The organism is Mycobacterium sp. NGS62, from assembly GCF_059812285.1.
The window spans coordinates 197,119-223,669 of sequence record NZ_JCALCK010000001.1; the positions used below are offsets into that span (position 1 = coordinate 197,119).

Annotated in this window: 26 protein-coding genes; 15 read left to right on the forward strand and 11 right to left on the reverse strand. The window is 64.9% G+C overall.

Going from position 1 to position 26,551, the window contains the following annotated elements; translation table 11 throughout:
• Positions 1–12: 12 nt before the first annotated feature.
• Together AC5Y49_RS00965 and AC5Y49_RS00970 are read left to right on the forward strand one after the other, a co-directional pair.
• Positions 13–1,470 (forward strand): HNH endonuclease signature motif containing protein, encoded by a 1,458-nt coding sequence (locus tag AC5Y49_RS00965; protein ID WP_499883974.1) that lies wholly within the window; start codon positions 13–15, stop codon positions 1,468–1,470.
• Between the two features lie 40 nt (positions 1,471–1,510).
• Positions 1,511–4,804, forward strand: a complete 3,294-nt coding sequence (locus AC5Y49_RS00970) for a helix-turn-helix transcriptional regulator (RefSeq protein ID WP_499883975.1) — start codon at positions 1,511–1,513, stop codon at positions 4,802–4,804.
• A 2-nt stretch (positions 4,805–4,806) separates the two neighbouring features.
• Here the strand turns inward: AC5Y49_RS00970 and lipJ are convergent, their stop codons facing one another.
• The 3 genes from lipJ to AC5Y49_RS00985 are packed head-to-tail and all read right to left on the reverse strand — an operon-like array spanning position 4,807 to position 8,351.
• Positions 4,807–6,174, reverse strand: a complete 1,368-nt coding sequence (gene lipJ / locus AC5Y49_RS00975) for a bifunctional lipase/adenylate cyclase LipJ (RefSeq protein WP_499883976.1) — start codon at positions 6,172–6,174, stop codon at positions 4,807–4,809.
• Positions 6,175–6,183: 9 nt separating this feature from the next.
• On the reverse strand, positions 6,184–7,440 hold the full coding sequence (locus tag AC5Y49_RS00980) for an MFS transporter (protein ID WP_499883977.1): 1,257 nt from the start codon (positions 7,438–7,440) through the stop codon (positions 6,184–6,186).
• The gene (locus tag AC5Y49_RS00985) at positions 7,437–8,351 is read right to left on the reverse strand and encodes an alpha/beta fold hydrolase (protein ID WP_499883978.1); all 915 of its coding nucleotides are present in this window, start codon (positions 8,349–8,351) and stop codon (positions 7,437–7,439) included. The genes AC5Y49_RS00980 and AC5Y49_RS00985 overlap by 4 nt, the downstream gene beginning before the upstream one ends.
• A 36-nt stretch (positions 8,352–8,387) precedes the next feature.
• Between AC5Y49_RS00985 and AC5Y49_RS00990 the strand changes: the two genes are divergently transcribed.
• Positions 8,388–9,455: an amidohydrolase family protein gene (locus AC5Y49_RS00990; protein ID WP_499883979.1), complete on the forward strand. Its 1,068-nt coding sequence runs from the start codon at positions 8,388–8,390 to the stop codon at positions 9,453–9,455.
• 16 nt (positions 9,456–9,471) lie between these two features.
• Here AC5Y49_RS00990 and AC5Y49_RS00995 read toward each other — a convergent pair whose 3' ends face one another.
• Positions 9,472–10,290 (reverse strand): alpha/beta hydrolase, encoded by an 819-nt coding sequence (locus tag AC5Y49_RS00995; protein ID WP_499883980.1) that lies wholly within the window; start codon positions 10,288–10,290, stop codon positions 9,472–9,474.
• Positions 10,291–10,472: 182 nt separating this feature from the next.
• Here AC5Y49_RS00995 and AC5Y49_RS01000 point away from each other — a divergent pair, with 182 nt between their 5' ends.
• From AC5Y49_RS01000 to ureG, 9 genes are all read left to right on the forward strand, one after another.
• Entirely contained in the window at positions 10,473–11,348 is an 876-nt protein-coding gene (locus AC5Y49_RS01000; RefSeq protein ID WP_499883981.1) for a Rieske (2Fe-2S) protein, read from the forward strand.
• Positions 11,349–11,463: 115 nt separating this feature from the next.
• Positions 11,464–12,033: an XRE family transcriptional regulator gene (locus tag AC5Y49_RS01005; protein ID WP_499883982.1), complete on the forward strand. Its 570-nt coding sequence runs from the start codon at positions 11,464–11,466 to the stop codon at positions 12,031–12,033.
• A 44-nt stretch (positions 12,034–12,077) separates the two neighbouring features.
• Entirely contained in the window at positions 12,078–12,881 is an 804-nt protein-coding gene (locus AC5Y49_RS01010; RefSeq protein WP_499883983.1) for an MBL fold metallo-hydrolase, read from the forward strand.
• A 61-nt stretch (positions 12,882–12,942) separates the two neighbouring features.
• The gene (locus AC5Y49_RS01015) at positions 12,943–13,245 is read left to right on the forward strand and encodes an urease subunit gamma (RefSeq protein WP_499884603.1); all 303 of its coding nucleotides are present in this window, start codon (positions 12,943–12,945) and stop codon (positions 13,243–13,245) included.
• Positions 13,246–13,273: 28 nt separating this feature from the next.
• Positions 13,274–13,867, forward strand: coding sequence for an urease subunit beta (gene ureB / locus AC5Y49_RS01020; RefSeq protein WP_499883984.1), 594 nt, complete (start codon positions 13,274–13,276; stop codon positions 13,865–13,867).
• Entirely contained in the window at positions 13,860–15,569 is a 1,710-nt protein-coding gene (locus AC5Y49_RS01025) for an urease subunit alpha (protein ID WP_499883985.1), read from the forward strand. The genes ureB and AC5Y49_RS01025 overlap by 8 nt, the downstream gene beginning before the upstream one ends.
• A 2-nt stretch (positions 15,570–15,571) precedes the next feature.
• Positions 15,572–16,237 (forward strand): urease accessory protein UreF, encoded by a 666-nt coding sequence (locus AC5Y49_RS01030; RefSeq protein WP_499883986.1) that lies wholly within the window; start codon positions 15,572–15,574, stop codon positions 16,235–16,237.
• A 19-nt stretch (positions 16,238–16,256) separates the two neighbouring features.
• On the forward strand, positions 16,257–17,051 hold the full coding sequence (locus AC5Y49_RS01035; RefSeq protein ID WP_499883987.1) for an urease accessory protein UreD: 795 nt from the start codon (positions 16,257–16,259) through the stop codon (positions 17,049–17,051).
• Positions 17,044–17,733, forward strand: a complete 690-nt coding sequence (gene ureG / locus AC5Y49_RS01040; protein ID WP_499883988.1) for an urease accessory protein UreG — start codon at positions 17,044–17,046, stop codon at positions 17,731–17,733. Before AC5Y49_RS01035 ends, ureG begins: the two co-directional genes overlap by 8 nt.
• Before the next feature lie 29 nt (positions 17,734–17,762).
• Here ureG and AC5Y49_RS01045 read toward each other — a convergent pair whose 3' ends face one another.
• Positions 17,763–18,977, reverse strand: coding sequence for an acyl-CoA dehydrogenase family protein (locus AC5Y49_RS01045; protein ID WP_499883989.1), 1,215 nt, complete (start codon positions 18,975–18,977; stop codon positions 17,763–17,765).
• A gap of 72 nt (positions 18,978–19,049) precedes the next feature.
• Positions 19,050–19,718 carry an alpha/beta hydrolase family protein gene (locus tag AC5Y49_RS01050; RefSeq protein WP_499883990.1) on the reverse strand — a complete coding sequence of 223 codons (669 nt, stop codon included), beginning with the start codon at positions 19,716–19,718 and terminating at the stop codon, positions 19,050–19,052.
• Positions 19,719–19,791: 73 nt separating this feature from the next.
• Between AC5Y49_RS01050 and AC5Y49_RS01055 the strand changes: the two genes are divergently transcribed.
• Positions 19,792–20,448 carry a nitroreductase family protein gene (locus tag AC5Y49_RS01055; RefSeq protein ID WP_499883991.1) on the forward strand — a complete coding sequence of 219 codons (657 nt, stop codon included), beginning with the start codon at positions 19,792–19,794 and terminating at the stop codon, positions 20,446–20,448.
• Positions 20,449–20,465: 17 nt separating this feature from the next.
• Here AC5Y49_RS01055 and AC5Y49_RS01060 read toward each other — a convergent pair whose 3' ends face one another.
• Both AC5Y49_RS01060 and AC5Y49_RS01065 read right to left on the reverse strand, forming a co-directional pair.
• Complete coding sequence (locus AC5Y49_RS01060; RefSeq protein ID WP_499883992.1) at positions 20,466–21,023, reverse strand: Rv1352/Rv1906c domain-containing protein; 558 nt, start codon at positions 21,021–21,023, stop codon at positions 20,466–20,468.
• 36 nt (positions 21,024–21,059) lie between these two features.
• The gene (locus AC5Y49_RS01065) at positions 21,060–21,518 is read right to left on the reverse strand and encodes an STAS domain-containing protein (protein ID WP_499883993.1); all 459 of its coding nucleotides are present in this window, start codon (positions 21,516–21,518) and stop codon (positions 21,060–21,062) included.
• A gap of 138 nt (positions 21,519–21,656) precedes the next feature.
• On the opposite strand from AC5Y49_RS01065, the gene AC5Y49_RS01070 reads away from it, so the two are divergent.
• Positions 21,657–21,776, forward strand: coding sequence for a nuclear transport factor 2 family protein (locus AC5Y49_RS01070; protein WP_499883994.1), 120 nt, complete (start codon positions 21,657–21,659; stop codon positions 21,774–21,776).
• A gap of 3 nt (positions 21,777–21,779) precedes the next feature.
• Here the strand turns inward: AC5Y49_RS01070 and AC5Y49_RS01075 are convergent, their stop codons facing one another.
• The 3 genes from AC5Y49_RS01075 to AC5Y49_RS01085 all read right to left on the reverse strand — a co-directional run bounded on the left by AC5Y49_RS01075 (position 21,780) and on the right by AC5Y49_RS01085 (position 24,979).
• A complete protein-coding gene (locus AC5Y49_RS01075) occupies positions 21,780–22,199 on the reverse strand; it encodes a nitroreductase family deazaflavin-dependent oxidoreductase (protein WP_499883995.1) in 420 nt (139 codons plus the stop codon).
• A 100-nt stretch (positions 22,200–22,299) separates the two neighbouring features.
• Positions 22,300–24,540 (reverse strand): catalase/peroxidase HPI, encoded by a 2,241-nt coding sequence (gene katG, locus AC5Y49_RS01080; protein WP_499883996.1) that lies wholly within the window; start codon positions 24,538–24,540, stop codon positions 22,300–22,302.
• Positions 24,541–24,589: 49 nt separating this feature from the next.
• Positions 24,590–24,979, reverse strand: coding sequence for a Fur family transcriptional regulator (locus AC5Y49_RS01085; protein WP_499884604.1), 390 nt, complete (start codon positions 24,977–24,979; stop codon positions 24,590–24,592).
• A gap of 245 nt (positions 24,980–25,224) precedes the next feature.
• Between AC5Y49_RS01085 and AC5Y49_RS01090 the strand changes: the two genes are divergently transcribed.
• Positions 25,225–26,466, forward strand: coding sequence for an acyltransferase family protein (locus AC5Y49_RS01090; RefSeq protein WP_499884605.1), 1,242 nt, complete (start codon positions 25,225–25,227; stop codon positions 26,464–26,466).
• The last annotated feature ends 85 nt before the right edge of the window (positions 26,467–26,551 follow it).

The window sequence follows — 26,551 nt, forward strand, 5'->3', positions numbered from 1 at the left end:
ACCATCGAACCTATGTTCGATACCGGTGCATCGGCTCAGGTCAGCGGCTGTTTAGCTGATGCAGATGACGGTGCTGTGGTCGATGCGATCACCGCGGCGGCGCAGGCGCAGAACGCGATGTGTGGGCGAGAATTGGCCGCGATCGGTGAGTTGTACGCGCGGCGGGCGCCTGAGGACGATGTCGACCGGGAAAATTGGGCCATCGACGGCCATGAAAATGTGGTGGCCGAAGTGGCGGCGGCGTTGGGGATCAGCCGGGGCCGCGCCCGGGGGCGGCTGGGGTATGCGATTGCGTTGCGGGAGCGGCTGCCTCTGGTGGCCGAGACTTTCGCGTCGGGGGCTATCGATTTTCGGGTGATGGCTGCAGTGGTGTGCCGCACCGAGTTGGTCAAGGATCCAGTGTTGATCGCGAAGATCGATGCCGCGATCGCTCGGCATGGGCACAAGTGGAAGCGGCTATCGGAGCCCAAGCTGTTCGAGCGTATCGACATGTGGGTGGTCCGATTTGATCCAGCCGCGCAGCGGGTGCCGGGGGAGCGCAACCAGGATCGTTATGTCGAGATCGGACCCGTCGAAACCGGATTGGCCGGAATCTGGGGACAGGTTCAGGCTCATGACGGCGCCGCGTTGGATCGCACGCTGGATGCACTGGCCGCCACGGTGTGCCGTAATGATCCGCGCACCAAGGCGCAGCGACGTGCGGACGCGCTGGGCGCTCTGGCCGCCGGATTGGACGTGATGCGGTGCGAATGCGGCTCAACGGATTGTGCTGCGGCAGCGCGGAACCCGGGCACAGATGTGCTGATTTACGTGTTCGCCGATCAGGCTTCTGTAAAAGGCGACTCGCAGGCGCCGGGCTTTCTGCCGGGGTTTGGGCCTGTTCCCGCCGCTGTACTGCGCAACCTCGCAGCTACCGCCAAACTCAAGCCCTTCGTCAAGCCATCGGCAGATCCGCAGGCTGGGTATCGCCCGTCGGCGGCGCTGGCCGAGTTCGTACGGCTGCGGGATTTGACTTGCCGGTTCCCCGGCTGCGATTTGCCCGCCGAATGTTGCGATATCGACCACACGGTCCCGTTTCCGTTTGGCCCTACGCATCCGTCGAATCTCAAGCTGCTCTGTCGATACCATCACCTGTTGAAGACCTTCTACCCCGGCTGGGCCGATCGGCAACTCAGCGACGGCACGGTGATCTGGACGGCGCCCACCGGCCACACGTACACCACCACGCCCGGCGGTGCCGTGTTCTTCCCGATATTGGCGGATCCCACAGGGGAATTAGCGTTGCCGACCGCGACAGAGCCGCCGGACGAGAACCGGGGGCTGATGATGCCCACCCGGAAACGGACCCGCGCCGACGAACGCGCCGCCCGTATCGCTGCCGAGCGACGCATCAACGAAGAACGTCTTGCCGAAGAACGTCGAAAACGCGCCGCCTGGAGAGCTGCCAACTACGAGGCGCCACCCTTTTAATACGCGGTTTCGCTGATGTTTTGCCCTACCCGGTGACTGCATGCTGGCTACCATGAGCGAACTGCCGCTGAACTGGGGTGAGTTGGGCGTGAGTGAGCTGCCGACCGGAACGGTTACGTTGCTGCTTGCTGACGTCGAGGGCTCCACTCAACTCTGGGAAAGCCAGCCCGACCAGATGACCGATGCCGTGGCCCGGCTGGACCGCACGCTTGCGGAACTCACCGCCGCGCATGCCGGCGTACGGCCCGTCGAGCAGGGCGAGGGCGATAGCTTCGTGGTCGCATTCTCCCGCGCCAGCGACGCAGTCGCGTGTGCCCTCGCATTACAGCAAGCACCATTGGCTCCCATCCGATTACGCATCGGGCTGCACAGCGGCGAAATTCAGCTGCGCGACGAGAACAACTACATCGGCCCCACCATCAACCGAACCGCGCGCATCCGCGATTTGGCCCACGGCGGCCAAACCGTACTCTCGGGCATCACCGAGGCCCTAGTCATCGATCGGCTCCCGCCCGATGCTTGGCTGGCCGATCTGGGCAGCTTCCCGCTACGTGGCGTGCCCAGACCCGAGCGAGTTGTACAGCTCTGCCATCCCGAGTTGCACAACGAGTTCCCGCCACTACGGACATCGACAACGACTGTCTCGCAGAATCTTCCAACGCAGCTGACGAGTTTCGTTGGACGCCAGGCCGAAATGACAGAGATGCGCCAGATCGTCGTTGATAACCGGTTTGTCACGCTCACGGGCGCCGGCGGCGCCGGTAAAACACGACTCGCCGTCGAGGTCGCCGCCCAACTCTCACCCGAGTTCGGGGATGGTGCGTGGTACGTCGATCTGGCGCCGATCACGATCCCGGCCTTGGTGCAGATTGCCGTGGCGCGCACGCTCGGACTGCCCGACCAGCCGGGCCGCTCGACAATGGACACCCTGCTGCGATTCGTCGACGACCGCAGAATGCTGCTGCTGCTGGACAACTGTGAACACCTGCTCGACGCGTGTGGCGCCATAATTGTTGGGCTACTAAATGCCTGTCCGCAGTTGACGATTCTTGCCACCAGTCGCGAACCGCTCGGCATTGCCGGCGAGGTGATTTGGCGGGTGCCGTCGCTGTCGCTCGCGGACGAGGCCATCGAGCTCTTTACCGACCGGGCCCGCCGTGCCCGGCCCGACTTCCATATCACCGACGACAATCGTGCCCTTGTGGCGGAGATCTGCCACCGTCTCGACGGCATGCCGTTGGCTATCGAACTGGCAGCGGCTCGGGTACGGGCGCTGTCGCTTACCCAGATCGTCGACAGTCTCCACGACCGCTTCAGGCTATTGACCGGTGGTGCGCGCACAGCGGTGCGCCGCCAGCAGACACTGCGGGCATCAGTGGACTGGTCGCACGCGCTGCTCACTGAGCCTGAACAGATCCTGTTGCGCCGGCTGGCGGTCTTCATGGGCGGATTCGACTTCGATGCCGCCCGAGCCGTGGGTGCCAGCACCGACGTGGAGGGCTACCAGATCCTCGACCAACTCGGCTTGTTGGTCGACAAGTCGCTTGTGGTCGCCGAAGAGGCCAGGGGCGCAATGCGTTACCGGCTGTTGGAGACGGTGCGTCAATACGCGTTGGAAAAGCTCGGTGAGTCGGGCGAGGCGGACGACGTGCGCACCCGGCACCGTGACTACTACACGTCTACTGCAGCCTATTTGGAATCGACGCCTCAACAGGCGTACGAGCGGCTCGTGGAGTGGGCCGAAGCCGAGATCGACAATCTGCGGGCCGCGTACACGTGGAGCCGGGAGAGGTCCGACGTCAATGGGGCATTGCGATTGGTCTCGACGCTGCTGCAGTTCTGGGTCAGGCGAGGGCGGTTAGCGGAAGGACTGGCCGGGTTCGACGCCATCTTGACCGACGAGCGCGCCTCGGAAGTCGAACCGGACGTGTGGGTGCGTGCAGTCGCCGACCACAGCTTGTTGACGGCGTCGACGGGCACCCCCGCCAGCGCAAACCGGGCGCAGGACGCTCTTACGACTGCACGTCAACTCGGCGATCCGGCATTGATCGCACACGCGCTCAAGGCGTGTGGCATGTTGGCGCTCTACAACGCCCAAGACGCGCAAGGGTTCTTCACCGAGGCGATCGAGCACGCCCAGGCCGCTAACGACCGGTCGCAGCTCTGCCAGATCCGGAATCTGCAGGCAATCACGGCCTGTTTCGCGGGTGACCCGATCAGTGGGCGAGATGCGGCCGAAGAAGCACGAGACATCGCCGACACCCTGGGCGATCGGTTCTACTCACGGAACTCCCGAATATGGCTTGGCTTAGCGCTCTGGATGCAGGGCGAACTCGGCGACGCCGGCCGAGTGCTCGCCTCGATAACCGACGAAGCGGCGACGGCGGCTGAACTGGGCAACAGCGTGAACGGTCTCGTGGCGCATGGCGTAGTGCTCGCCTACCAGGGTCAGGCAGCCGCTGCTCGCGCCGCAGCCGAATCCGCCGAAGAGACCGCCGCCGCGATGGGCGGATTCTACGGCGACTCGGTCTACACCGTGTTCGCCTACGCCGCACTGGCCGAAGGGGACGGTGACGCAGCGAAGCTGGCATGCGAGACGTCGTGGCGGCAAACCCTCCCGCTGCGTGAAATCTTCGGTAGAAGTACGAATCCGATGGCTGAAGCCGCGCTGGCATGTGGTGACCTTGCCCTGGCTCGCCGCTGGGCCGAGGACACCGTCGCAGTGGTGCCCGGTTGGTTCCAGGTGATGGCACTGACCGTGCGCGCCTTTGTCGCGCTCGCGCAAGGTGAGCCGGAACAAGCCGAGCGTGACTCGCATGAGGCACTGGCTATCGTCGCTCGAACTGGTGGCTATGTGCGCCTGCCCGACACCCTGGAATGCCTCGCCCGCACCGCGGCCGACGGCGGCAGTCACCAGTATGCGACGCGCCTTCTCGGCGCCGCGGAAGCCATCCGCCAGCGCAGTGGAGAAGTGCGGTTCCCGGTCCATGAGGCAGGGTACGAAGCCGCGGTCGCGACCGTACGAGATGCCTTGGGGCAGCAAGACTTCGACACCGCGTGGAGCGACGGCGCTGCGCTGTCCACCGAGGAGGTGATTGCTTACGCCCGGCGCGGACTCGGTGAACGCAAACGGCCGTCGAACGGGTGGGCGTCGTTGACTCCCACCGAACTCGACGTCGTCAGGCTCGTCAGCGACGGACTTCCCAACAAGGACATCGCCACACGGCTTTTCGTCTCGCCGCGCACCGTGCAAACTCATCTCACGCACGTCTACACCAAGTTAGGCCTCACGTCGCGCGTGCAACTCGCACAGGAAGCGGCACGCCAGAGCTAGCGCTACTGCCGGATCGCCGCCTCGTCGCGCACCAACGCACACAGTTGCCAGCGGCCGGGCACGCCTCTGAGTTCGTGCTCGCCGCGGTCGACGAATCTGCGACGCGAGCCGGCGACGATGTCGCGCACCGTCGAGGACACCAACACTTCGCTTGGTCCGGCGAGCGCAGCTACCCGCGCACCGATGTGCACGGCCATCCCGGCGACGTCGGTACCGCGCGCCTCCACCTCGCCGGCGTGAATGCCGATCCGCACCTCGATACCGAGCGTCCGCACTGCGTCGACAAGGGCGGCCGCACAGGCAAGTCCAGCGCTCGGACTGGTGAACGTCGCGACGAATCCGTCGCCGGCCGTGTTGGCCTCACGGCCGCCGAACCGCTCGAGTTCGTGGCGGACGATGTTGTCGTGATTGTCGAGCAGGTCGCGCCAACGATCGTCGCCGAGCGCAGCGGCATGCTCGGTGGAACCGACGATGTCGGTGAATACGACGGTGAGCAGCACCCGTTCGGCCTCGAAGCCGCCCCGCACGCCGGTGATGAATTCTTCGATCTCATCGAGCATCGGCGCGGCGTCGCCGACCCAATACAGCGAATCGGCTCCGGGTAACTCCACGAAGCGGGATCCCGCGATGTGCTCGGCAAGGTAGCGGCCGTGACCGACTGGAATGAAGTCCACCCCGCTGCGATGCAGGATCAGCGTCGGCGCGGCGATACATGCCAGAGTGTCGCGAACATCAGCATCGATCACGGCTTTGGTGGCGATACGGGCCATGCTCGGCGACGCCGCCCGGTTGCCGGCGAGATCCCACCACGCGCGGAACGCGTCATCGCGGGCAACGCTGGGCGCGACGATGCCCAGCATGTCGAAACCCTGCTCGACGGCGTCGGCCTCGATGCCGACGGTCATGAAGGATTCGGCGGTACTCAGCGTCGCGCCCACCGGATAGTCGGCCGCCTGCAGCACGCGCGCTGCGCCGTTGACGATGACCAGACTGCGCACCCGCTCGGGATAACGGGCGGCCAAAACCAAGCCGATCATTGCGTTGAAACTAGGGGCGAGAATCGACGCCTGGGCGCACCCCACCGCGTCCATGACTGCGATGGCATCCTCGGCCCAAAACTGCGGCCCGAGCGCATCCACCGATGGGGCACGTGACGATAGCCCCATCCCGCGCAGGTCGAACCGGATCAGTCTGCTGAACGATGCCAAGCGCCGATGGAAGCGGTACATCGACGGCTCGGAGTCGATGGTGTCGACCGGAATCGACGGCCCGGGCAGCACAAGGAGATCTGTCGGGCCGTCGCCGAAGACCTGGTAGGCGATGTCGATGCCGCCGGTGCTGGCGTAGCGAGTTCGCGGAACCTGCGCCACGGCCACAGGTTAGTTCACGCCACCGACAAGAGTCCGCTCCGTGCCGAACCTGATTCCGGTGGCATCTTTGCCGATCGCCGTGAGCAGCGCGACCGCAATCAGCACCGGCGTGATCGTGGCGGCCAACGCAAAGGGGTAGCCATGGGAAACGGCCAACGCCTCCTGCAGCGGCAGATTGAACGCAGCCAGCAGGTTGCCCAACTGATAGGTGACGCCGGGGTAGAGGCCTCGGATCGCGTCCGGCGACATCTCGGTCAAATGCGCGGGGATGACGCCCCAGGCGCCCTGCACGACGACCTGCATCAGAAAAGCACCAAGGCACAGCATCGCCGCGCTGCGCGAGTAGGCGAAGAGCGGCACGATCGGCAGCCCGAGGATTGCGCAGAAGACGACGGTGTGGCGGCGGCCGAACCGCTGGGAGAGCGTGCCGAACACGAGGCCGCCGAGTATGGCGCCGACGTTGTAGATCACCACGATCGACTTCGCTGTCCCGCCCGATAACGCAGCGCCGCCGTCGTCGGAAGCTGACAGGAACGTGGGATAGACGTCTTGAGTGCCGTGGCTCATCCAGTTGAACGCAGTCATCAGCACCACCAAATAGATGAACCGACGGATGACCTTGGCGTCGCGCAGAATATCGCGAATCCTGGTGTTCGTCAGGCGCATTCGTTGCTGCGCCGACTCCCATACCTCGGACTCCTTCACCCGGTACCGGATGATCAGGCTGACCAGGGCCGGGATGATGGACAGACCGAACAGCCAGCGCCACGACAACCCCAGCCAGTCGATCACCAGCAGCGACGCCACGGTCGCCAGCAGATAGCCAAAGGCGTAGCCCTCCTGCAGCAGGCCGGAGAAAAAGCCGCGGCGTTCGCCCGGAACCTTCTCCATCGCGAGTGCGGCACCCAGTCCCCATTCGCCACCCATCCCAATGCCGTACAACAGCCGCAGGATCACCAACACGGTGAAATTGGGGGCAAAGGCGCAAAGAAACCCGACCACGGAGTAGAACGTCACGTCCACCATCAGTGGTAGTCGCCGTCCCACCCGGTCAGCCCACAGACCGAACAGCAGCGCCCCCACCGGGCGCATCATCAAAGTGGCGGTGGTGAGAAACGCGACTTCGGTCTTGGTGCGGTGAAAGGTTTCTGCGATATCGGCGTAGACCAGGACAACGAGGAAGTAATCGAAGGCATCCATCGTCCAGCCCAGTAGCGCCGCGACGAAAGAATCTCGCTGATCGCCGGTGAGCCGTTGTCGAGTCACTTCTGCTCGGCGCGGTCCCAGACCTTGATCATGGTCCGCAAAATCTCCTCTGCGCGGCCCAGCCCGGCCAGGTGGCTTTCACCGGGTATCGGGTGCAGCTTGGCATCGGGCAGTCTTTCGACCACGTGCTGACCGTGGGAGAACGGGACGATGTGGTCGCGGTCGCCGTGCCACCAGTGCACCGGCACCTTGACCTGATCGAGCCGAAAACCCCAGTCCCGGGCGAAGACCACCACATCGGCAAATGGGGCGGCCAGTTGCTTGCGACTGCCATTGAGCAGGTCGTCAAGGAACATGGCCTTGAATTCGGGTCGCACCAGCAGCCGCCGGTCGCCCTCCGGCGAAACGTGGGCGTAGACGTACAACGCCGGTTCCGCTACCGGACGGATCATCCGAATGAAACCGATCGCCGCCATCCGGATCGGCCAGCCGGCCACGGTGAGCAGCGGCGCCACCAGCGAACCCAGCGCCATCACTCCGCCGCCGATCGCGTCGGTGCCGCGCGTCGGGGCGACGCCGCCGAGCACTCCGACCGCTACGACACGATCCGGCATCGCCGCCGCACACCCCAGGGTGTACGGGCCGCCGCCGGACAAGCCGATGACGGTCATTTTGTCGATGCCGAGCGTGTCGGCCATGGTGCGCAGGTCTTCGGCGAATGCGACGACGGTGTCGTACTGGTAGGGCGTGGACGACCCGATCCCGGGCCGGTCTACGCCGATCAACCGAATGTGGTTCTCCTCGGCGTAGACGCGGGCCTCGGTCGGGATCTGCCGGCGAGCGCCGGGGGTGCCATGCAGCCAGAAGACGGCACGTCCCTGCGGGTCGCCGAACTCGGCGAAGCCGAGCTGACGATCATCGCCGACGGCGATGTTGCCTTCCAGCTTGGGCCGAGCAATCGCGATAACCATGACGAGAGTGTTTCACGAGCGGTTACGGTTCGGGACATGCGCATCATCGACGCCGACGGCCACGTCGCCGAGAGCCCCACCCTGGCGATCGAGGCAATGAAGCGCTGGCCGCAGCACGTCACCCCCAGTACCGACGGCCGCCCGAGGCTGCTGATCGAGGGCCGCCACTACCCGGAGGACCACGGTCCCGGCGCCGGTGTGCCGGTCGAGCACGGTCTGACCAGAGCTGTCGGGATCAATTGCTCCTCTGCCGACGGTGTGCTGGGCGACGCGGATCGTGATCACATCGACACGATGGTGCTTTATCCCAGTCTCGGGCTGTGCGCCCCAACTCTGGAGGATCCCGAGTTCGCCGCAGGGTTCGCACGGCTGTACAACCAATGGATCGCTGACTACTGCGAACCGACGGCCGGCCGGCTGCGCGGCGTGGCGGTAACGCCGATCGAGCACGGGCAGGTCGCGATCGACATCATGCGCGAGGCGAAGGATCTGGGGCTGGCCGCCACACTGCTTCCACCGGCACTGAAGACTCGCAACCTCGATCACCCCGACCTCGACCCGTTTTATGCCGCGGCGGTCGAACTCGAGATGCCGCTGGGCATCCACGGCGTTCCCGGCTTCCATCTACCGAAAATCGGCGTCGACCGGTTCACCAACTACATCCAGGTGCACTGCATCAGTTTTCCGTTCGACCAGATGACGGCAATGACGGCACTGGTGTCGGGCGGCGTTTTCGATCGCCACCCAGACTTGCGGGTGGCCTTCCTGGAGGCTGGGGTCGGCTGGGTGCCGTTCTTCATCGACCGGCTGCACGAGCATTACGAGAAGCGCGGCGATTGGATCGAGGGTGGCTGGCAGCGGGATCCGCAGGAGTATGTCCAGGCCGGCAACATCTGGGTGACCTGTGAACCCGAGGAGCCGATTCTGCCGGGCGTCATCGATGTGCTCGGCGCCGACTTCATCATGTTCGCCAGCGATTATCCGCACTGGGATGGCGAGTGGCCGGAGAGCACCAAGCACCTACGCTCGCGTCCCGACATCAGCGACGAGGTCCGCGCCAAGATCGCGGGATTGAACGCGCAACGCTTCTACCGATTGAACTGACGACCGACTATTAGCGTCACAGTCCACGGGTGCTCAGCCACGTATGGATCCGTTCGGCGACGGCCACCCACTCGGGTTCCAGCATCATGTCGTGGCCCATACCGGGGATGATCTCTGCTTCGGTGCGATACGCGCGCGCCAGTGCGCGTACGTCGTCGACGATGAAACAACCGTCATCTTCGGCGCCCACGACGAGCAGCGGCGTGGTCACCCGCTTAGGCCTGGGCGGATTGAACAGCAACCCGTCGAATATGGCTCGTTGGCTTTCTTCCACCAGCCGTGTCACGTAACCCACCACGTGGGAGTCGGCAGTCTGCGCTGAGAACAACAGTTCACGCGCACGGGCAGGAGTGTTGGCACACGGCAACGATTTGCCGAGGAGCAGGGCTTTCGTCAAGAGCCACGGGTGTCGTCGCGCCAGCCGGAGCATTAAACCGTACGTACCCCGTGGGGACATGGGCGCGACCAGAACGCCGGCCGGCGCGGAGAATGACTCCAGATACTTCTGCACCACATAACCGCCCATCGAATGGCCGATGACCACCGGCCGGATCGGCAAGTCGTCGGCGACCGAACGGACATCGTCGACATAGTCTGCGCACGAACAACTGCGAAGCGGCTTGGCTACCGGGCTCTTTCCATGTCCGCGCAGGCTCACTGCGAGAGCCCGAAAGCCGTTGTCCGCGAAGTAATCTAAAAAATTGCTATCCCAGCACCACGCGCCATGCCAGGCGCCGTGCACGAACAGCAGCGGCACCGGATGCGCGGGCGTGCAAACACCCTTGTCGATTACTTCCAGTTTGTCTGCGGTGCTCAGAGTCGACGGATATTTCATCGGACTCGGGTCCCTTCGCGCGATTGACGTGACAACGGCTGTGCGCAGTCTCGGGCGCGAAGCAGACGGGCACCTAGAGTAGGCGAACTACTCCATTTCTGGGTTCGCACGCTCAGAAGCGCGTGTAGAGCCAGCAGCAGCCGGGTACTGCAGGGGGATCGCCGCTCAAGGGAGGTCCCGCCGTGTCCGTCTCCACGCCAGGCCGACCGCTGATCGATGCGCTCGAGCGCGCCAGCTTCCTCGACGTTCCGGCACAGTGGATCGCCAAAAAGGCCCGCGGGTTGCTGAGCGCCGAACCGCTCAAAGACGCGATCAGCGGAACGTGGCTAGGTCACCCGGCGCACCCGCCAATGACCGACCTGGTGATCGGATCATTCCTGTCGGCATCCCTGCTGGATCTGTTCGCCCCACGCGCCGGCGCCCGAGCGGCGCAGCGGTTGATCACGATCGGCATTGCCGCAGCGGTACCCACCGCGGTCACCGGGCTCAGCGACTGGGCCGACACCGAGCTGTCCGACGAGGGCGTCCGCCGGGTCGGGTTGATCCATGCCGAAGCTAACTCCGTCGCGTTGCTGCTCTACGGCGCGTCGTTGATGGCCCGTCGACGGGGAGCCCGGATTCGGGGCGCATTCCTGGCACTCGCCGGCGCAGGGGTGCTCGGCGGCAGCGGCTACCTGGGTGGGCATATGGCCTACGTACGCGGTGTCGGCGTCAACCAGACTGCCTTTGATCCCGGTCCTGAGGACTGGACGGCGGTCGATTCAGGCGCGGATCTGGCTGATGGGCAACCGCATTCCGCCGACGTCGACGACACGCCGGTCCTGCTGGTTCGTCGCGACGGACGCATCTATGCGATCCACGACCGCTGCAGCCATCGCGGCTGCCTGCTCAGCGAGGGCGACCTCGATGGCCACGTCATCACCTGCTCCTGCCACGGCTCGCGGTTCGACATCCGCGACGGCACTTTGCTGCAGGGGCCCGCGATCGTCAGCCAGCCGGCACTGGAGGTGCGCGAAAACGACGGCCGGATCGAGGTCCGCAGAGTTTCGCGCGGCTAACAGCTGACGAGACCAGCCCCGCCTGCAGCACCGCTATTGTTATGCGCCTCTTACCGATACTCTCTTCGGTGCAGTCGAAGCGACGAAAGTTGAACCAGCACAGAATTGAGGGGCCATGGGCGAATTCGATCAGAATGAAGGCGAAGCGCAAGTCATTGTCAGTCTCGCCGAGGCGGCCATGCACATGTACGGAGCCGCCATTGATTCGTTGCCGTTCCCCGAAGACAAGAAGTTCCAGAAGCGGGCCGAAGTGGTTCTCTCCGGTCTGCGTAAACTCCGCGCGGCGCTGAGTAACGCGGCAACACAGAGCCGATCCACCTCCACCGTCATCGTGGCGCTCAGCGATGTCCGGCGACGCTATGACGACCTGATGGAGCGCGCTGCCGCCGCCCCCGGATCGACACTGGGCCAGCAGCTGTACACCGCGCGCATCCGCGCCAAGTTGTCGGCGGCAGAGGCGGCCAACGGAGTGGGCCTTCGGGCCGAGTTGCCCGACGAACTCGAGGCCGGGGCCATTCCGACCGAGGAAGAGGTGGTCAAAGTCCACCAGCTGATCGCCGCGCTTCGCGAGGTGACCAGCTCGGAAGACCTCGCTCAGCCGACCGAGCCGCATGTCAACGGTTGGGATGATGCGGCGGCCACTAACGGCGCAGAGCATGAGCCCGAGGCAGCAGCAGCGCCCTGACCAATCGATTGATTGAACCCAGGTGATGCGGGTAGTCGCGTTGGGTGGATATCAGCATCACCTTCATCGGCAATGCGACCACGCTGATCTCGGCCGGCGAGATCACGCTGTTGACCGACCCAAATTTTCTGCACCAGGGTCAGCATGCCTATCTGGGATACGGTCTGGTCTCCAAGCGCAGGCATAACCCGGCCCTCGAGATCGAGGAGCTGCCGCTGCTGGATGCGATCGTGCTGTCGCATATGCACGGCGACCACTGGGATCGCGTTGCCCAAAAAGGGCTTAACCACGGCCTGCCCGTGGTGACGACGCCGCACGCGGCCAAGCGGCTGCGCCGGCGCGGGTTCAGCCGCGCGCTGGGGTTGTCCACTTGGCAGGCCCACACCGTCATCAAGGGCGACATCAAGCTGACACTGACCGCGCTGCCGGGCCGCCATGCCCCGACGCCGCTCAATCGGCTGCTGCCGCCGGTGATGGGCAGCATGCTGGAGTTCGAATCGGTGGACGGTTCGGCGCGCAGGCGGCTCTACATCTCGGGCGACACGCTGCTGATCGAAGAACTCAACGAGATCCCGGTGCGATTCGACGCCATCGATGCCGGGGTGCTGCACCTCGGCGGTACTCGATTGCCGGCCGGCCCCCGACTGCCCGGGCTGACAGTGACCATGGACGGACGCCAAGGCACCGAGGTGGTTGACCGGCTGAAGCTGCCCAAGGTGGTTCCGATTCACTTCGACGACTACACAGTATTTGCTTCACCTCTCACGGATTTCATCGACGAAATGAAGCAACGCGGACTGGCCGACCGCATCGTCGAGGTGGGCCGCGGCGAATCCATCACCCTCTGACACCAGACCGACCCTGCTCGACGTGGCGGTTGGGCGGTCGCCGGAACGGGTAAAGCTCGTCATGCTGTTGACACTCAGGGAGCAGGAACGCCTGCTGATTCACGTCGCGGCTGAGGTGGCATTGAAACGGCGCAAGCGCGGCCTCAAGCTCAACCTGCCTGAAGCCACCGCGGTGATCACCCAGTATTTGCTCGAAGGCGCCCGCGATGGGCGGACAAAGGCCGATTTGCAGGACGCCGCGCGCAGTGTGCTCAAGCGCGAAGACGTCATGGACGGCGTGCCGGAGATGCTCCAGCAACTCCATTTGGAAGCAACCTTCCCCGACGGCACCAAATTGATCACCGTTCCCGAGCCCATCCACTGAGCGCCGCCCAGCACCTGGAGTTGACGCGATGAGCCGCTTCACCGACAAGATCAAAGACACCGTCACCAACCAGATGCAACGAGCCTTGGCCGCCGGGAAGGGGCAAGGGGTGGCGACCAAAGCGGTTGCCGCCGGCCAACGGATACTTGCGCGCACTCCGATTCTGGACAGAGTCGTTGAGACCGTGGATCGGCATACCCCGCCGCCAAGCCGCAAGCGTCCGGGCACCGGCAAGACGGTTCCGCTGGGGTCGGGCAAAGGCGGCGCGATCGCCCTCGTGCAGCCCGGGGCGGACTCCAGCATGAAACCCGGTGCGCCCGGTTGCATCATCTTCGGCCGCGAACCGGTACCGATCAACGTTGGATGCGAGGTGACCACGATCAAAGTGGTCAACACAGGCGATCGCCCGATCTCGGTCGGGTCGCACTATCACTTCGCCGAGGCAAACCCCGCGCTCGAATTCGACCGCAAGGCGGCCTGGGGTAAACGGCAGAACATCATCTCCAGCGGCATGACCCGCTTCGATCCGGGCATCACCCAGGAAATCGAGCTGATTCCCTTCGGCGGCAGGCGAATTGCTGCCGGCTTCCGCAACGAATGCGGGGGACCGCTGGATGGCTGAAGTTCCGCGGCCGCTCTATGAATCAATGGTCGGCCCCACCGCAGGGGACCGGCTTCGCCTGGCCGATACCGACCTGTTCATCGAAATCGAAGAAGACCGCTGCGTCGGCGGCAACGAGATCGTCTTCGGTGGTGGCAAATCCGGCCGGGAATCTCAGGGCCAATCGCACACACCGCGTTCGCAGGGCACCCCCGACCTGGTAATCACCAACGTGGTGATTCTGGACCACTGGGGGATCATCAAGGCCGATGTCGGCGTTCGCGACGGCCGCTTCACCGCGATCGGCAAGTCGGGCAACCCCGACATCATGGATGATGTCCATCCTGATCTGGTCATCGGTCCGTCCACCGAAATCATGAACGGCACCGGCATGATCATGACAGCCGGCGCAATCGATAGCCACGTGCACACCGTTTCCCCCGACATGTGTTTGGTCGGGCTGCAGGCCGGGATCACCACGTTCGTCGGTGGCGGCAGCGGACCCACCGACGGATCCAAGGCGACCCTGGCCACCCCGGGGGCCTGGTGGCTGGCACGGATGTTCGAGGGCTTCGACCCATGGCCGGTCAATGTGGCGTTCCTGGGTCGCGGCACCACAATCTCGGAAGAGTCGCTGTGGGAACAGCTGCGCGCCGGGGCGGCAGGCTTCAAGGTCCACGAAGACTGGGGCGCCACCCCGGCCGTGATCGACGCTGCACTGCGCGTCGCCGACGACGCCGGCGTGCAGGTGGCCATCCACAGTGACACCCTCAACGAGACTGGGTTCGTCGAGACACTCATCGACACCGTGGCTGGGCGGTCTTTTCACAGTTTCCACACCGAGGGCGCTGGGGGCGGACACGCGCCCGACATCATCCGGCTCGCCGGCGAGTCCAACGCGCTGCCGTCGTCGACGACACCGACCCGCCCGTTCACCGTCAACACCGTCGACGAGCAACTCGACATGGTCCTCGTCGCACATCAACTCAATCCGAAGATCCCCGCAGAGTTGCAGTTCGCCGAGAGCCGGGTACGCGCCGGCACCATCGCTGCCGAAGACATTTTGCAAGACATTGGTGCGATCTCCGCGATGCAGTCGGACGCCCAGGCTATGGGACGGCTCGGTGAGACGGTGTTGCGTACTTGGCAGACGGCGCACGCGATGAAACAGCTGCGCGGCCCGCTGTCGCCAAATGAACTGGCCGACAACGATCGCGCCCGCCGCTACGTCGCCAAGACCACCATCTGTCCGGCGGTGATCCACGGCCTCGATGACGAGATCGGGTCGATCGCGCCGGGCAAACTGGCGGACTTCGTGTTGTGGACACCGGCGCTGTTCGGAGTCAAGCCGACCGTGGTGTTCAAGGGTGGAATGGCGGCGATGGCATTGCTCGGCGACCCGAGCGCATCGGTGCCGACACCTCAGCCGGTGTTGCCGCGGCTGGGTTACAACGCCCATACCCGCGCCGCGGCGGCCACCAGCGTCGCGTTCGTCGCGCCGGCCGCGCTGGAGGACGGACTGGCTGACCGGCTGAACATCGACCGAAAACTGGTGCCGGTCAAGAACATGCGCGACCTGTCCAAAGCCGACCTGCCCCTCAACGATGCCTTGCCCACAATCGAGGTCAACCCCAACACGTTTGAGGTCCGCATCGACGGTCAACCCGCCAACCACCCGCCGCTCACCGAACTGCCGATGACCCAGCGCTACTTCCTCTACTGACCATGCCGACGAGTTCCGCGGCGCTTCTGCTGCTGGCCGACGGCCGGTTCCCGTCCGGGGGATACGCGCATTCCGGCGGTGTGGAACCGAGCATTCTGGCCGGACGCGTACACGATATTTCGAGCCTGGAAGCATTCTTGCGCGGCCGAGCCGCGACCTCAGGTGTGGTGGCCGCCGCCTTCGCCGCGGCGGCCTGCGGGACTACCGACCCCAGCCGTCTACACGCCCTGGACCTCGAACTCGATGCCCGCTTACCGTCGCCGGCGGTGCGCACAGTTTCGCGCGCACTCGGCCGTCAACTCGCCCGCGCCGTCCATCGAGTCCGACCGCATTCCGGGCTCGCCGGACTCGACGACAACGCCCATCAACCCATCGTGATGGGCGTTGCCGCAACAATGTTCGCGCTGGATCCACGCCAGGCGGGGCTGTGGGCGCTGCATGAAAGTGTGGTCGGTCCGGCCACTGCGGCGGTGCGCCTGTTAAGCCTCGACCCATTTCACGTGCATGCCGTATTGGCAAACCTCACCGGGCTGCTCGACGATTTAGCCGATCAGGCAATCCGATACGTCGGCGCTCCGGTGTCCGACTTGCCGGCGGCCAATGCACCGCTGCTTGACATCGCCGCGGAGCACCATGCCCGAGAGGCGGTGCGGCTGTTTGCTTCTTGACCGATATCACTGCAGCGGAATGGTTGCCCACGCTCGCCTCGCCACCGAACGCAAGGCGAGCGGTAGCTTCGTCTCCGAATTATGTTGCGAGGCACCATTGAGTCTTCGACTCACCATGCCGAAGGATCGCGAGCAGTGCGCCAGCGAAAACCCTGATGCGGTTTACGTCTGTATCGCCGCCGGAGCCGCCGGCCCGGTCGGCGGCGATCGTCTTAGCCTCAGCGTCGATGTCGGCGCACACAGCACGCTGGTCCTGGCAGATATCTCGTCGACGGTGCTACTGCCCGGACCGCGCGGCGAACAATCCGTCATGGCGATCGATATCCGCGTCGCCGAGGGCGCCACGCTGATCTGGCTGCCCGAACCGATCATCGCCGCAGCCGGGTGCCATCACCGCCACGACGTGCGTGTCGAACTCGAAGCGGGCGCCCGGCTGCTGATGCGCGAGGAGCTGCTGCTCGGTCGTCACGGCGAACCAGCGGGCGACGTCCGCCAAAACATTCGAGTGCGGCGCGACGGTGCGCCGCTTTATCACCAGCAACTGGGCGTCGGCCCGGCTTCGGCCGGCTGGGACACGCCCGCGGTGGTCGGTGAGCATCAAACCCTCGGCTCGATGCTCGTCGTCGATCCCGCGTGGGTGGATGATCTTCCGGCGGGCGGTCCGCTGGGAGATACCCTCGCGATCCTGCCGCTCACCGGGCCGGCCGTGGTGGTCACGGCGCTGGCAGCCGACACCCTGGAACTGCGGCGCGGACTGAATGACGCGGCTTCGCAGCTGATTTCCTGGGCTCAACAAGGAGGAACCAATGACTGACGACGCAAACTCGACGCGGTCCTTGCGGCTTGGCGTGGCAGGGCCGGTGGGAACCGGCAAGAGCTCCATCATTGCCACGTTGTGCCGGAACATGGCCGCGGAGTTCAACATCGGAGTGATCACCAACGACATCTACACCGATGAAGACGCGCGGTTCCTGCGCGCTGCCGGAGTGCTGCCCGCCGAACGGATTCGCGCCGTCGAGACCGGCGCCTGCCCGCACACCGCGATCCGCGATGACATCACAATGAACCTCATCGCAATCGAAGACCTGGAGAAAGACTATGCCCCATTGGATCTCGTGTTGATCGAGAGCGGCGGCGACAATCTCACCGCTACCTTCTCGCCGGGACTCGTCGATGCGCAGATCTTTGTCCTCGACGTAGCCGGAGGAGGAGACGTCGCTCGCAAAGGCGGCCCGGGCATTGCCCGCGCCGATCTGCTGGTGATCAACAAGACCGATCTGGCGCCGCACGTCGACGTCGACGTCGACCGGATGGTCGCCGACGCCATGGCCGCCCGTGCCGGATCACCAGTGCTTGCTCTGTCCAAAACGCGCCAGGACACCATCGATGCGCTGTGCGCGTGGGTGCGCAAGATTCACGCCGCCCACAGCAGCGGCAACCACACACCGGTGGATCCCGGCGCGATGGCCCCCCATGTTCATACCGCCGATCACTAGCTATCAACCCCAGTGCCGGCCCGACGAAGTCAGCGGATGGTCAGCCCGGTCAGTGCCCTGCCGATGACGAGCCGTTGAATCTCGCTGGTGCCTTCAAAAATAGTGAAAATCTTGGCATCTCGATGCATGCGCTCGACGGGATAGTCCCGCGTATAGCCGTTGCCGCCGAGAATCTGGATTGCCTCATCGGTGACATACACCGCGGTTTCACTGGCGAACAGTTTGGCCATCGAGCCTTCGGCCGAGGTGAACTGCTGATCGTTGCGTTGCATCCAGCCGGCCCGCCAGACCAGCAGCCGGGAGGCGTCGATGCGGCTCTTCATATCCGCCAGCTTGAACGCGATGGCCTGGAATTCGGCGATCTTCCGCCCGAACTGCTCGCGTTGACACGAGTAATCCAGCGCGTATTCGTAGGCAGCGCGGGCAATGCCCAGTGCCATCGCACCGACCACGGGTCGGGTGCGTTCGAACGTCATCATCGCCGCCTGGCTGGATGTCCGTTCGCCCGCCCGGATTTTGGCGAGTCGACGCTCGAAACGCTCTCTGCCACCCAGAATCATTTCGCCGGGGAGGCGAACGCCGTCGAGCACCACTTCGGCGGTGTGCGATGCGCGGATACCGTGCTTTTTGAACTTCTGTCCCTGCGTCAGACCTTTGGTTCCGGGCGGCACAATGAACGTCGCCTGCCCGCGAGTGCCCAGGTCCGGGTCGACCGACGCCACCACCACATGCACGTTGGCGATGCCGCCGTTGGTGGCCCACGTCTTGGTTCCGTTCAGCACCCATTCGTCGGTGGCCTCGTCGTACTTCGCCCGGGTGCGCACTGCTCCGACGTCCGAGCCGGCGCCGGGTTCAGATGAGCAGAAGGCTGCGAGTTTCGGGTCGTCCGGAGTACCGAACATCTGCGGCAGCCACTCGCCGAGTTGCTCGGGAGTGCCGTTGGCCGCCAAGGCGGCCGCGGCAAGTCCGGTGGCCAGGATGGACAGTGCTATGCCGGCGTCGCCCCAAAACATTTCCTCGAACACCACCGGCAGACCCAGCCCGCTGGGTTCGCCCGCCATCTGCGCGAAGAGGTCGGGTGTGTACAGCCCGACCTTGGCGGCCTCTTGAATGATCGGCCACGGCGTTTCTTCACGCTCGTCCCATTCGGCCGCCGCCGGCCGGATGACGGACTCGGAGAACTCGTGCACCCAGTCGCGGACGTGGGCGACTTCCTCGGGCAACGTCAATGAGAATGCGTCCATTACTGCTCCTGTCGGCCGTGTCTGGGTGGGCGCGTCATGAGCACAGTAAACACTTGTATACTGATCTTCAAATCATGGATCGGTGGCGATGCGGGCAGCCACGTCGGCGGCGATGCTCAAGGCCGCGCCATCGTCGGCGGCTGAGTAGCGGTCGGCGACCGGGTCGTACGTTGCGCCGGCGATCGAGCCGTGGTCGGCGCCGAGCTCAACCAACTCCACCGGCCAGCCGTTCTGGTCGAGCGCCGACGCAAATTCGCGGCTCCATGCGACCGGAACGGCGCCGTCGGCAACGCCGTGGAGCAGCGTGAATGGCGTGCGATGCTCCGCATCGTGCAGCCCCGCAGTCGGAGGCTTCCCTGATATCGGGTCCGGTGCCATGAATGCTCCGGCCAGACACACGGTATGAGCGAACCGGAGACCGTACTGGCTTGCCTGCGTCGTCAACCCCGCCGCTGCCGCACCGCCCAACGACCAGCCGACGAGCACCAGCTTGTCGGGGTCGTCGGTGTGCTCCCGCGCGAAATCCACCGATCGCAACAGATCCTCGCGCCCACCGTCGTCAGCGTGGGAATTCCAATCCGGCGCGACAACGGCCAGCCCGTGGCCGGCCACCAGCTCGGCGAGGGGCCGCACGGCGGTGCGGGCGTTGCTCTGCTGACCGTGCCACAGCAGCACGGTTCGTGGTGCCGGCTCACCGACCAGGTCGACCAGCCGACCGGGGGCGTATTCAACGGTCTGCATACCGCAAGTGTGCCCGAGCGACGCGGGTTGTAACGCAGTAGGTTTTGCGGTGAACACGCCGGGAAGGAGCCCCATGAGCGCAAGCAGCGATGTCTGGGAGGTGATGTCGACCGCTCGGACAATCCGGCGGTTCACCAGTGAGCCGGTCGATGACGTGACGCTCACCCGATGCCTGCAAGCTGCGACCTGGGCGCCGTCGGGTGCCAATGCGCAGGGCTGGCGGTTCATTGTGTTGCAGTCACCCGAACAACGGACCGTCGTTGCCAAAGCCGCCGCCCAGGCTCTGGCGGTCATCGAGCCGGTCTACGGCATGACCCGTCCGGCCGACGACGACCACAGCAGGCGAGCCCGTACACACCGCGCAACGTACGAATTGCACGATCGGGCAGGAGAATTCACGTCAGTCTTTTTCGCCCAGCAGCATTACCCGACGGCCTCGGAACTCCTGCTTGGCGGCTCGATCTTCCCGGCAATGCAGAACTTCCTGCTGGCCGCGCGGTCCCAAGGGCTCGGTGCGTGCCTTACCAGCTGGGCGTCCTATGGGGGTGAGCAATTGCTGCGCGACGCGGTGGGCGTACCCGCGGATTGGATGCTGGCCGGACACGTGGTTGTCGGTTGGCCCAAGGGCCGGCATGGGCCGGTGCGCCGCCGGCCACTCGGCGAAAAGGTGAACCTCGATCGTTGGGACCGGCCGGCGGAACAACTGCTCGGCGAAGCCGGCACCGGCTAGGCAGTGACCGGGATGCTCTACGGCGTGGGCGGTTGCTCGTTGCGATGCTGCTCGACTATCCCGTTCAGGATGCCCAGCTGCAGCTTGGCTTCCGCCATCGACTTGCCCGGATCGACGGTTGCCGAGTCGTTCTTCTGCCACGGCTGACAACCGTCCGTCTTGAAGGATTTGTCGGTCGGCTGGATCTCCACGACCTGCGGCTTCTTGGTCATCGCATTGTCGAGGATCTCTTTGCCCTCGATGCCGCCGACCCGCTTCCAGTAACACGTGGTCTTTGCGGTGGGGCCGGCCGAGGTATAAATCCCCGGGACGATGTCGGTTCCGACCGCATAGGTGCCGTCGGCGTCGATGGTCGTCTTGGGTTGTCCCGACGCCGCTTGCGGCGCAGGTGCGGTCTGCCCCGGCGCAGGTGCGGTCCGTGCCGGCGCAGGTGCGGTCTGCCCGGGCCCCGGCGCCGGCCCTGGGGTATGCGGGGCGGGAGGGGCCGGGGGATCGGCGCTCGCGACTCCGGAGAACGCACCCAAGCCGGCACAAAGCAGCGTCGCCGCGGCGATTGCTAGTGGCTTCGACCTCATGAGAAGCAGCATACGGGTAACTGGCGTACCGGGTAGTTAGGCCGTCTTAGTCAGTAGCGGCATCAGCATCCGGCGGCGTGCCGAGATCGCGTCGGCGAAGTAGTGCAGCGCCTCAGGCACAGAACCGACGACGGGGAACGTGTCCTCGTCACCGGTGACGCCCAGCAGACGGCTGACTGCGGGGCTGGCGATCAGCACCCACTCCACTCCCGCGGCGCGGCAGTCTTCGTCGATGCGGAACAAGAGGCGAATACCCTGAGCTCCCAGGCAATCGACGCCACTCATGTCCAGGACAATGGGCTGGTCCGGCAGCACGAAATGCCTGCTGTACTCGCTGACCCGGTCGATGTTCAGCGCATCGATTGCCCCACTGATCGTGACCACGGTCGCCAGGTGGCGCCACTGGGCCCTGACATGGGCACCAACGCAGTCGAAGGTGGCAGTCGCGCGGCGCGGGCTCGCGAACGAAGCTGCGGTGTCGATCGATTCGGTCACGTCGGCCTCATTTCTCGATCACGTTGCTGACATTGCGGGTCAGGGTTTACCTCAACCTGCTCACGACGGTAATTGGCTACTCTAAGGTCACCGGGAGCAGCGTTTAATACTTTGCTAAGAAACAATTTTGGAGCGTGCATGGACACCCAGCGGATCAGCGATGAACTCGAGATCGCCGCACTGCTCAGCCGATACGCACGCGCGATCGACACCAGGGACTGGGATTCACCGGCCGACCAGCCCTCGCCGGCGAGCTGAGCTCTATACCTTCCGCAACTCGAAAATGGGGATGACGCGGTCGGTCTTGGATTGGTAGTCGCCGAAGCCCGGTGCCGCCGTCACCACGTGCCGAAACGCTGCGTCGCGTTCGTCGCGCGCCATCTCGCGGGCCTCGACCTCGTAGGACTCGGTGCCGATCTCGATGTGCGCCCTCGGATGGGCGCGCAAGTTGTGCACCCACGCGGGGTCGACGTCGGCTCCGGCATAGGAACCGACAACGCTCAGCGTGCCGTCGATGCGGAAGTACATCACCGGATTGATCCGAGTCTTGCCCGACTTTGCGCCCGTCGTGTGCAGCAGGAGCAACGTCGCGCCCTCGAACGGTCCACCGACCTTGCCGCCGTTGGCGCGAAATTCGTCGATGATCGCAGAGTTCATCGAAACATCGGGACGGTCAGCCATGAATACCGCACTCCTCCAGTCGCTTTCGGGTATTGCAACGCACGGCACCCCGCAGTCCGTGTTGGGCTGCGGGGTGCCGATGCGCCGTTGTGGATGTTGATCAAACGAGGTCGAACCGATCCTGGTTCATCACCTTGACCCACGCCGCGACGAAGTCCTCCACAAACTTCCCTTGGTTGTCGTCCTGGGCGTAGACCTCAGCCAGCCCGCGCAGCACCGAATTGGAGCCGAACACCAGATCGTTGGCGGTGGCCGTCCACTTGAGCTGCCCGGTCGAGCGGTCGACAACCTCATAGACGTTCTCCGCCGACTCCGAGGCCTTCCACTCGTTACCCATGTCCACCAAGTTGACGAAGAACTCGTTGGTCAACGTGCCGGGCCTGTCGGTGAACACCCCGTGCTTGCTACCGCCATGGTTGGCGCCAAGCGCACGCAGGCCACCGACGAGCACCGCCATCTCCGGAGCCGTCACACCCAGCAGGTAGGCCCGCTCGACCAGTAGCTGCTCCAACGGTGCCTTCTCGCCGGGGCGCACGTAGTTGCGGAACCCGTCGGCGCGCGGCTCGAGCACCGCGAAGGACTCCACGTCGGTGCTCTCCTGCGACGCGTCGGTCCGCCCCGGCGCGAAATGCACCGAGATCTCATAGCCGGCGTCCTTGGCCGCCTTCTCCACCCCCGCAGAACCGGCCAACACGATCAGGTCAGCAAGCGAGATCTTCTTGCCACCGGACGCCGAGCCGTTGAAGTCCTGCTGGATCTGCTCGAGAACCGGCAGCACCTTGTCCAACTCCGCGGGCTCGTTGACCTCCCAGTTCTTCTGTGGTTCGAGGCGCAGCCGGGCTCCGTTGGCGCCACCCCGCTTGTCGGTCCTGCGGAAACTGCTCGCCGCTGACCAGGCCGTCTTGACCAGCTGGGGAACCGAGAGGCCGGAATCCAGCACCTTGCTCTTCAGGGCCGCGACGTCTTTCTCGTCGACCAGCTTGTGGTCCACCTCCGGAACCGGGTCCTGCCACAGCTGCGGCTCGGCAATCCAGGGCCCGAGGTAACGCGTGATCGGTCCCATGTCGCGGTGCAGCAGCTTGTACCACGCCTTGGCGAATGCCTCGGCCAGCTCCTCGGGGTGCTCGAGCCAGCGCCGGGTGATGTCGGCGTAGATCGGCGACTCCCGCATCGAGAGGTCGGTGACCAGCATCGTCGGGGCGCGCCCCTTACCTCCGAACGGATCGGGAATCGTGCCGGCGCCGGCCCCGTCCTTGGCGGTGAACTGCCATGCCCCGGCGGGGCTCTTGGTCAGCTCCCACTCGTAGCCGTAGAGGGTCTCCAGGTAACTGTTGTCCCACTTGGTCGGGGTCGGCGTCCAGACCACTTCGAGGCCACTGGTGATGGCGTCCTTGCCCGAACCGCTGGCGAACGAGCTCTTCCAGCCCAGCCCCTGTTGTTCGATCGGAGCACCTTCCGGCTCGGGACCGACCAGATCGGCGTCGCCGGCGCCATGGGTCTTGCCGAAGGTGTGGCCGCCGACGATGAGTGCGGCAGTTTCTTCGTCGTTCATCGCCATCCGGCCGAACGTCTCGCGGATGTCGATCGCTGCGGCGATCGGATCCGGCTTGCCCTCTGGACCTTCCGGGTTGACGTAGATCAGACCCATGGTGGTCGCGCCGTAGGGCTGCGCGAGGTCGCGCTTGCCGGAGTAGCGCTTGTCGGTGCCCAACCATTCGTCCTCTTCTCCCCACAGGATCTCCTCGGGCTCCCAGACGTCTTCGCGGCCGAAACCGAAGCCGAACGTCTGGAACCCCATCGACTCCATGGCCACGTTTCCGGCGAAGACAATCAGGTCCGCCCAGGAGATCTTGTTGCCGTACTTCTTCTTGACCGGCCACAGCAGCCGGCGGGCCTTGTCCAGGCTCGCGTTGTCCGGCCAACTGTTGAGCGGGGCGAAACGCTGCAGGCCCTGGCCGCCGCCGCCCCGGCCGTCGTGAATGCGGTACGTGCCCGCCGAGTGCCAGCTCATCCGGATGAACAGGCCACCGTAGTGGCCGTAGTCGGCCGGCCACCAGTCCTGCGACGTGGTCATCAGTGAGACCATGTCGGCTTTGAGCGCCTCCACGTCGAGCTTGGCGAACTCCTCGGCGTAGTCGAAGTCCTCGCCGAGCGGGTTGGCCTGGGCCGAGTGCGGATGCAACCTCGAGACGTCGACCTGGTCAGGCCACCAATCCCGGTTGGTGAGAGGAGCATGCGTCTTTGGTTTCGGCGATGGGATTGCCGGGTTTTCGCTCTCGCTGGTGCTAGCCGTCTTGGTGTCGGCGTGCGGCGGGCGGCTTTGAGATGTATCGGATGACACAATATTCCTTCCAGGTAGTGAATCGGGCTGCGATCACGGCTGTGATCCTTCAATCTGCAGTCGAGCAGTCGGGGCATTGACCCCAATAGATGACCTCGGCCTCGTCGAGAACGAACCCACTGTCGTCAGACGGGGCTAAACAGGGTGCCTCGCCAACCGCGCAGTCGACGTCCGCGATGGCCCCACACGATCGGCAGACCACGTGATGGTGGTTGTCAGCGACCCGAGACTCGTAGCGGGCGACGAAGCCGGACGGCTGAATGCGCCGCACCAGACCGACGGTGGTCAGCGCATGCAAAACGTCGTACACGGCTTGCCGGGAAACCGTGGGCAGGCCGGACCGCACGGCCGAGAAAATCGTGTCGGTGTCGGCGTGCGGGTGTGCATGCACCGCCTCCAGCACCGCGACGCGAGGACGTGTGACGCGTAGATCGGCCATCCGCAGTTGCTCCGCGAACTCTGCCGTCGAGGACACGCAAGCACTATGACCCCATTTTCTGGAATGAGTCAATAGTTTGGTTGGCCGTGTCGCCCGGTAGTTTTCCGCAGCCACACCGCCTTGCCGACAGGCCATTGGGGGGCTTGCACTGGTACCCTCCGAACGCTGCCGCGTGAAGGCGGCCCGCACGGCCAATCGACGCAGTGGCGCGACCGAAACAGCAGTGGCTTCCCGGAAAGAGTGTTGTGCGCAGCGGAGACATCAAGGCCCTTACCGGTCTTCGCATCATCGCCGCCGTTTGGGTAGTGCTGTTCCATTTCCGGCCGTTGTTGCGAGATGCGGCGCCTGGCTTCAGCGACGCAATGGCTCCGGTCCTCAACTGCGGCGCCCAGGGCGTCGATCTGTTCTTCATCCTCAGCGGCTTCGTGCTGACCTGGAACTACCTCGATCGGATGGGCTGGTCATGGTCCACCCGCGCCACCCTCAATTTCCTGTGGCTGCGACTGGCCCGGGTGTGGCCCGTCTACCTGGTCACCTTGCACCTGGCCGCCGCGTGGCTGATCTTCACGCTGCACGTCGGCCATGTGCCGTCGGAGGCGGTGAATCAGCTCACCGCGGTCAGCTATGTGCGCCAAGTCCTGCTGGTGCAGCTGTGGTTTCAGCCGTTCTTCGACGGATCGAGCTGGGATGGTCCGGCGTGGTCGATCAGCGCTGAGTGGCTCGCCTACCTGATGTTCGGTGCGTTGATACTGGTGATCTTCCGGATGGCGCATGCGACGAGAGCACGAAACCTGATCTGGCTGGCGTTCGGCGCATCACTGCCGCCGGTGCTGCTGTTGTTGGCCAGCGGCCAGTTCTATACGCCGTGGAGCTGGCTGCCCCGCATCGTCATGCAATTCACGGCAGGCGCACTCGTTGCCGCCGCGGTGATCAGGCTGCGTCCGACCGATCGTGCGCGCCGCGGCGCCGGCTACCTCTCCGGCTTGCTGATCGCGGCCATCGTCGGGCTGTTGTACCTGCTCGACACCCACCCGGTGCCCGGGGTCATCGACAGCGGCGGGCTGGTCGACATTTTGTTCGTGCCGCTGGTGATGACACTGGCAATGGGCGCCGGCAGTCTGCCGAGTCTGCTGTCGGTCCGGGCCATGGTTTATGGCGGCCAAATCTCGTTTTGCCTGTACATGGTGCACGAACTGGTGCACACGGCCTGGATATGGGCCACCCAGCAGTTTGAGCTCACCTTGCACGGTTATGGCGGAAAACTGACCGTCATCGGTCTGCTCGTGCTCGCCACGGGTATCGCCGCGGTGCTGTTCCACTTCGTGGAGGAGCCGGCTCGGCGGTGGATGCGCAGGATGATCGACGTGGGGGAGCCGAGCGCCGGAACGCGAGTCGACCTACGTGCCGACCCGGCGAAGGCGCGGCTCCAACCAGTCGGCGGCCCGAGGGAAGAGCTCAGCGCCCCGCTTTCGGTACGCGCGGGCTAGGAGTCATTGCTGCTGGATGCCGAACGGATTCGCGGCCACCCGGGCCGCAATTCTTTGCGTTTGCTCGTACGATGCCGCTAAGACG

What these genes read in the sequence shown, in the direction of transcription:
- AC5Y49_RS00965 (WP_499883974.1), top strand. Translation starts at nt 13, where the DNA reads ATGTTCGATACCGGTGCATCGGCTCAGGTCAGCGGCTGTTTAGCTGAT.
- AC5Y49_RS00970 (WP_499883975.1), top strand. Translation starts at nt 1,511, where the DNA reads ATGCTGGCTACCATGAGCGAACTGCCGCTGAACTGGGGTGAGTTGGGC.
- AC5Y49_RS00985 (WP_499883978.1), bottom strand. Translation starts at nt 8,351, where the DNA reads ATGGTTATCGCGATTGCTCGGCCCAAGCTGGAAGGCAACATCGCCGTC.
- AC5Y49_RS00990 (WP_499883979.1), top strand. Translation starts at nt 8,388, where the DNA reads ATGCGCATCATCGACGCCGACGGCCACGTCGCCGAGAGCCCCACCCTG.
- AC5Y49_RS00995 (WP_499883980.1), bottom strand. Translation starts at nt 10,290, where the DNA reads ATGAAATATCCGTCGACTCTGAGCACCGCAGACAAACTGGAAGTAATC.
- AC5Y49_RS01005 (WP_499883982.1), top strand. Translation starts at nt 11,464, where the DNA reads ATGGGCGAATTCGATCAGAATGAAGGCGAAGCGCAAGTCATTGTCAGT.
- AC5Y49_RS01015 (WP_499884603.1), top strand. Translation starts at nt 12,943, where the DNA reads ATGCTGTTGACACTCAGGGAGCAGGAACGCCTGCTGATTCACGTCGCG.
- ureB (WP_499883984.1), top strand. Translation starts at nt 13,274, where the DNA reads ATGAGCCGCTTCACCGACAAGATCAAAGACACCGTCACCAACCAGATG.
- AC5Y49_RS01025 (WP_499883985.1), top strand. Translation starts at nt 13,860, where the DNA reads ATGGCTGAAGTTCCGCGGCCGCTCTATGAATCAATGGTCGGCCCCACC.
- AC5Y49_RS01030 (WP_499883986.1), top strand. Translation starts at nt 15,572, where the DNA reads ATGCCGACGAGTTCCGCGGCGCTTCTGCTGCTGGCCGACGGCCGGTTC.
- AC5Y49_RS01035 (WP_499883987.1), top strand. Translation starts at nt 16,257, where the DNA reads ATGGTTGCCCACGCTCGCCTCGCCACCGAACGCAAGGCGAGCGGTAGC.
- ureG (WP_499883988.1), top strand. Translation starts at nt 17,044, where the DNA reads ATGACTGACGACGCAAACTCGACGCGGTCCTTGCGGCTTGGCGTGGCA.
- AC5Y49_RS01045 (WP_499883989.1), bottom strand. Translation starts at nt 18,977, where the DNA reads ATGGACGCATTCTCATTGACGTTGCCCGAGGAAGTCGCCCACGTCCGC.
- AC5Y49_RS01050 (WP_499883990.1), bottom strand. Translation starts at nt 19,718, where the DNA reads ATGCAGACCGTTGAATACGCCCCCGGTCGGCTGGTCGACCTGGTCGGT.
- AC5Y49_RS01055 (WP_499883991.1), top strand. Translation starts at nt 19,792, where the DNA reads ATGAGCGCAAGCAGCGATGTCTGGGAGGTGATGTCGACCGCTCGGACA.
- AC5Y49_RS01060 (WP_499883992.1), bottom strand. Translation starts at nt 21,023, where the DNA reads ATGAGGTCGAAGCCACTAGCAATCGCCGCGGCGACGCTGCTTTGTGCC.
- AC5Y49_RS01070 (WP_499883994.1), top strand. Translation starts at nt 21,657, where the DNA reads ATGGACACCCAGCGGATCAGCGATGAACTCGAGATCGCCGCACTGCTC.
- AC5Y49_RS01075 (WP_499883995.1), bottom strand. Translation starts at nt 22,199, where the DNA reads ATGGCTGACCGTCCCGATGTTTCGATGAACTCTGCGATCATCGACGAA.
- AC5Y49_RS01085 (WP_499884604.1), bottom strand. Translation starts at nt 24,979, where the DNA reads ATGGCCGATCTACGCGTCACACGTCCTCGCGTCGCGGTGCTGGAGGCG.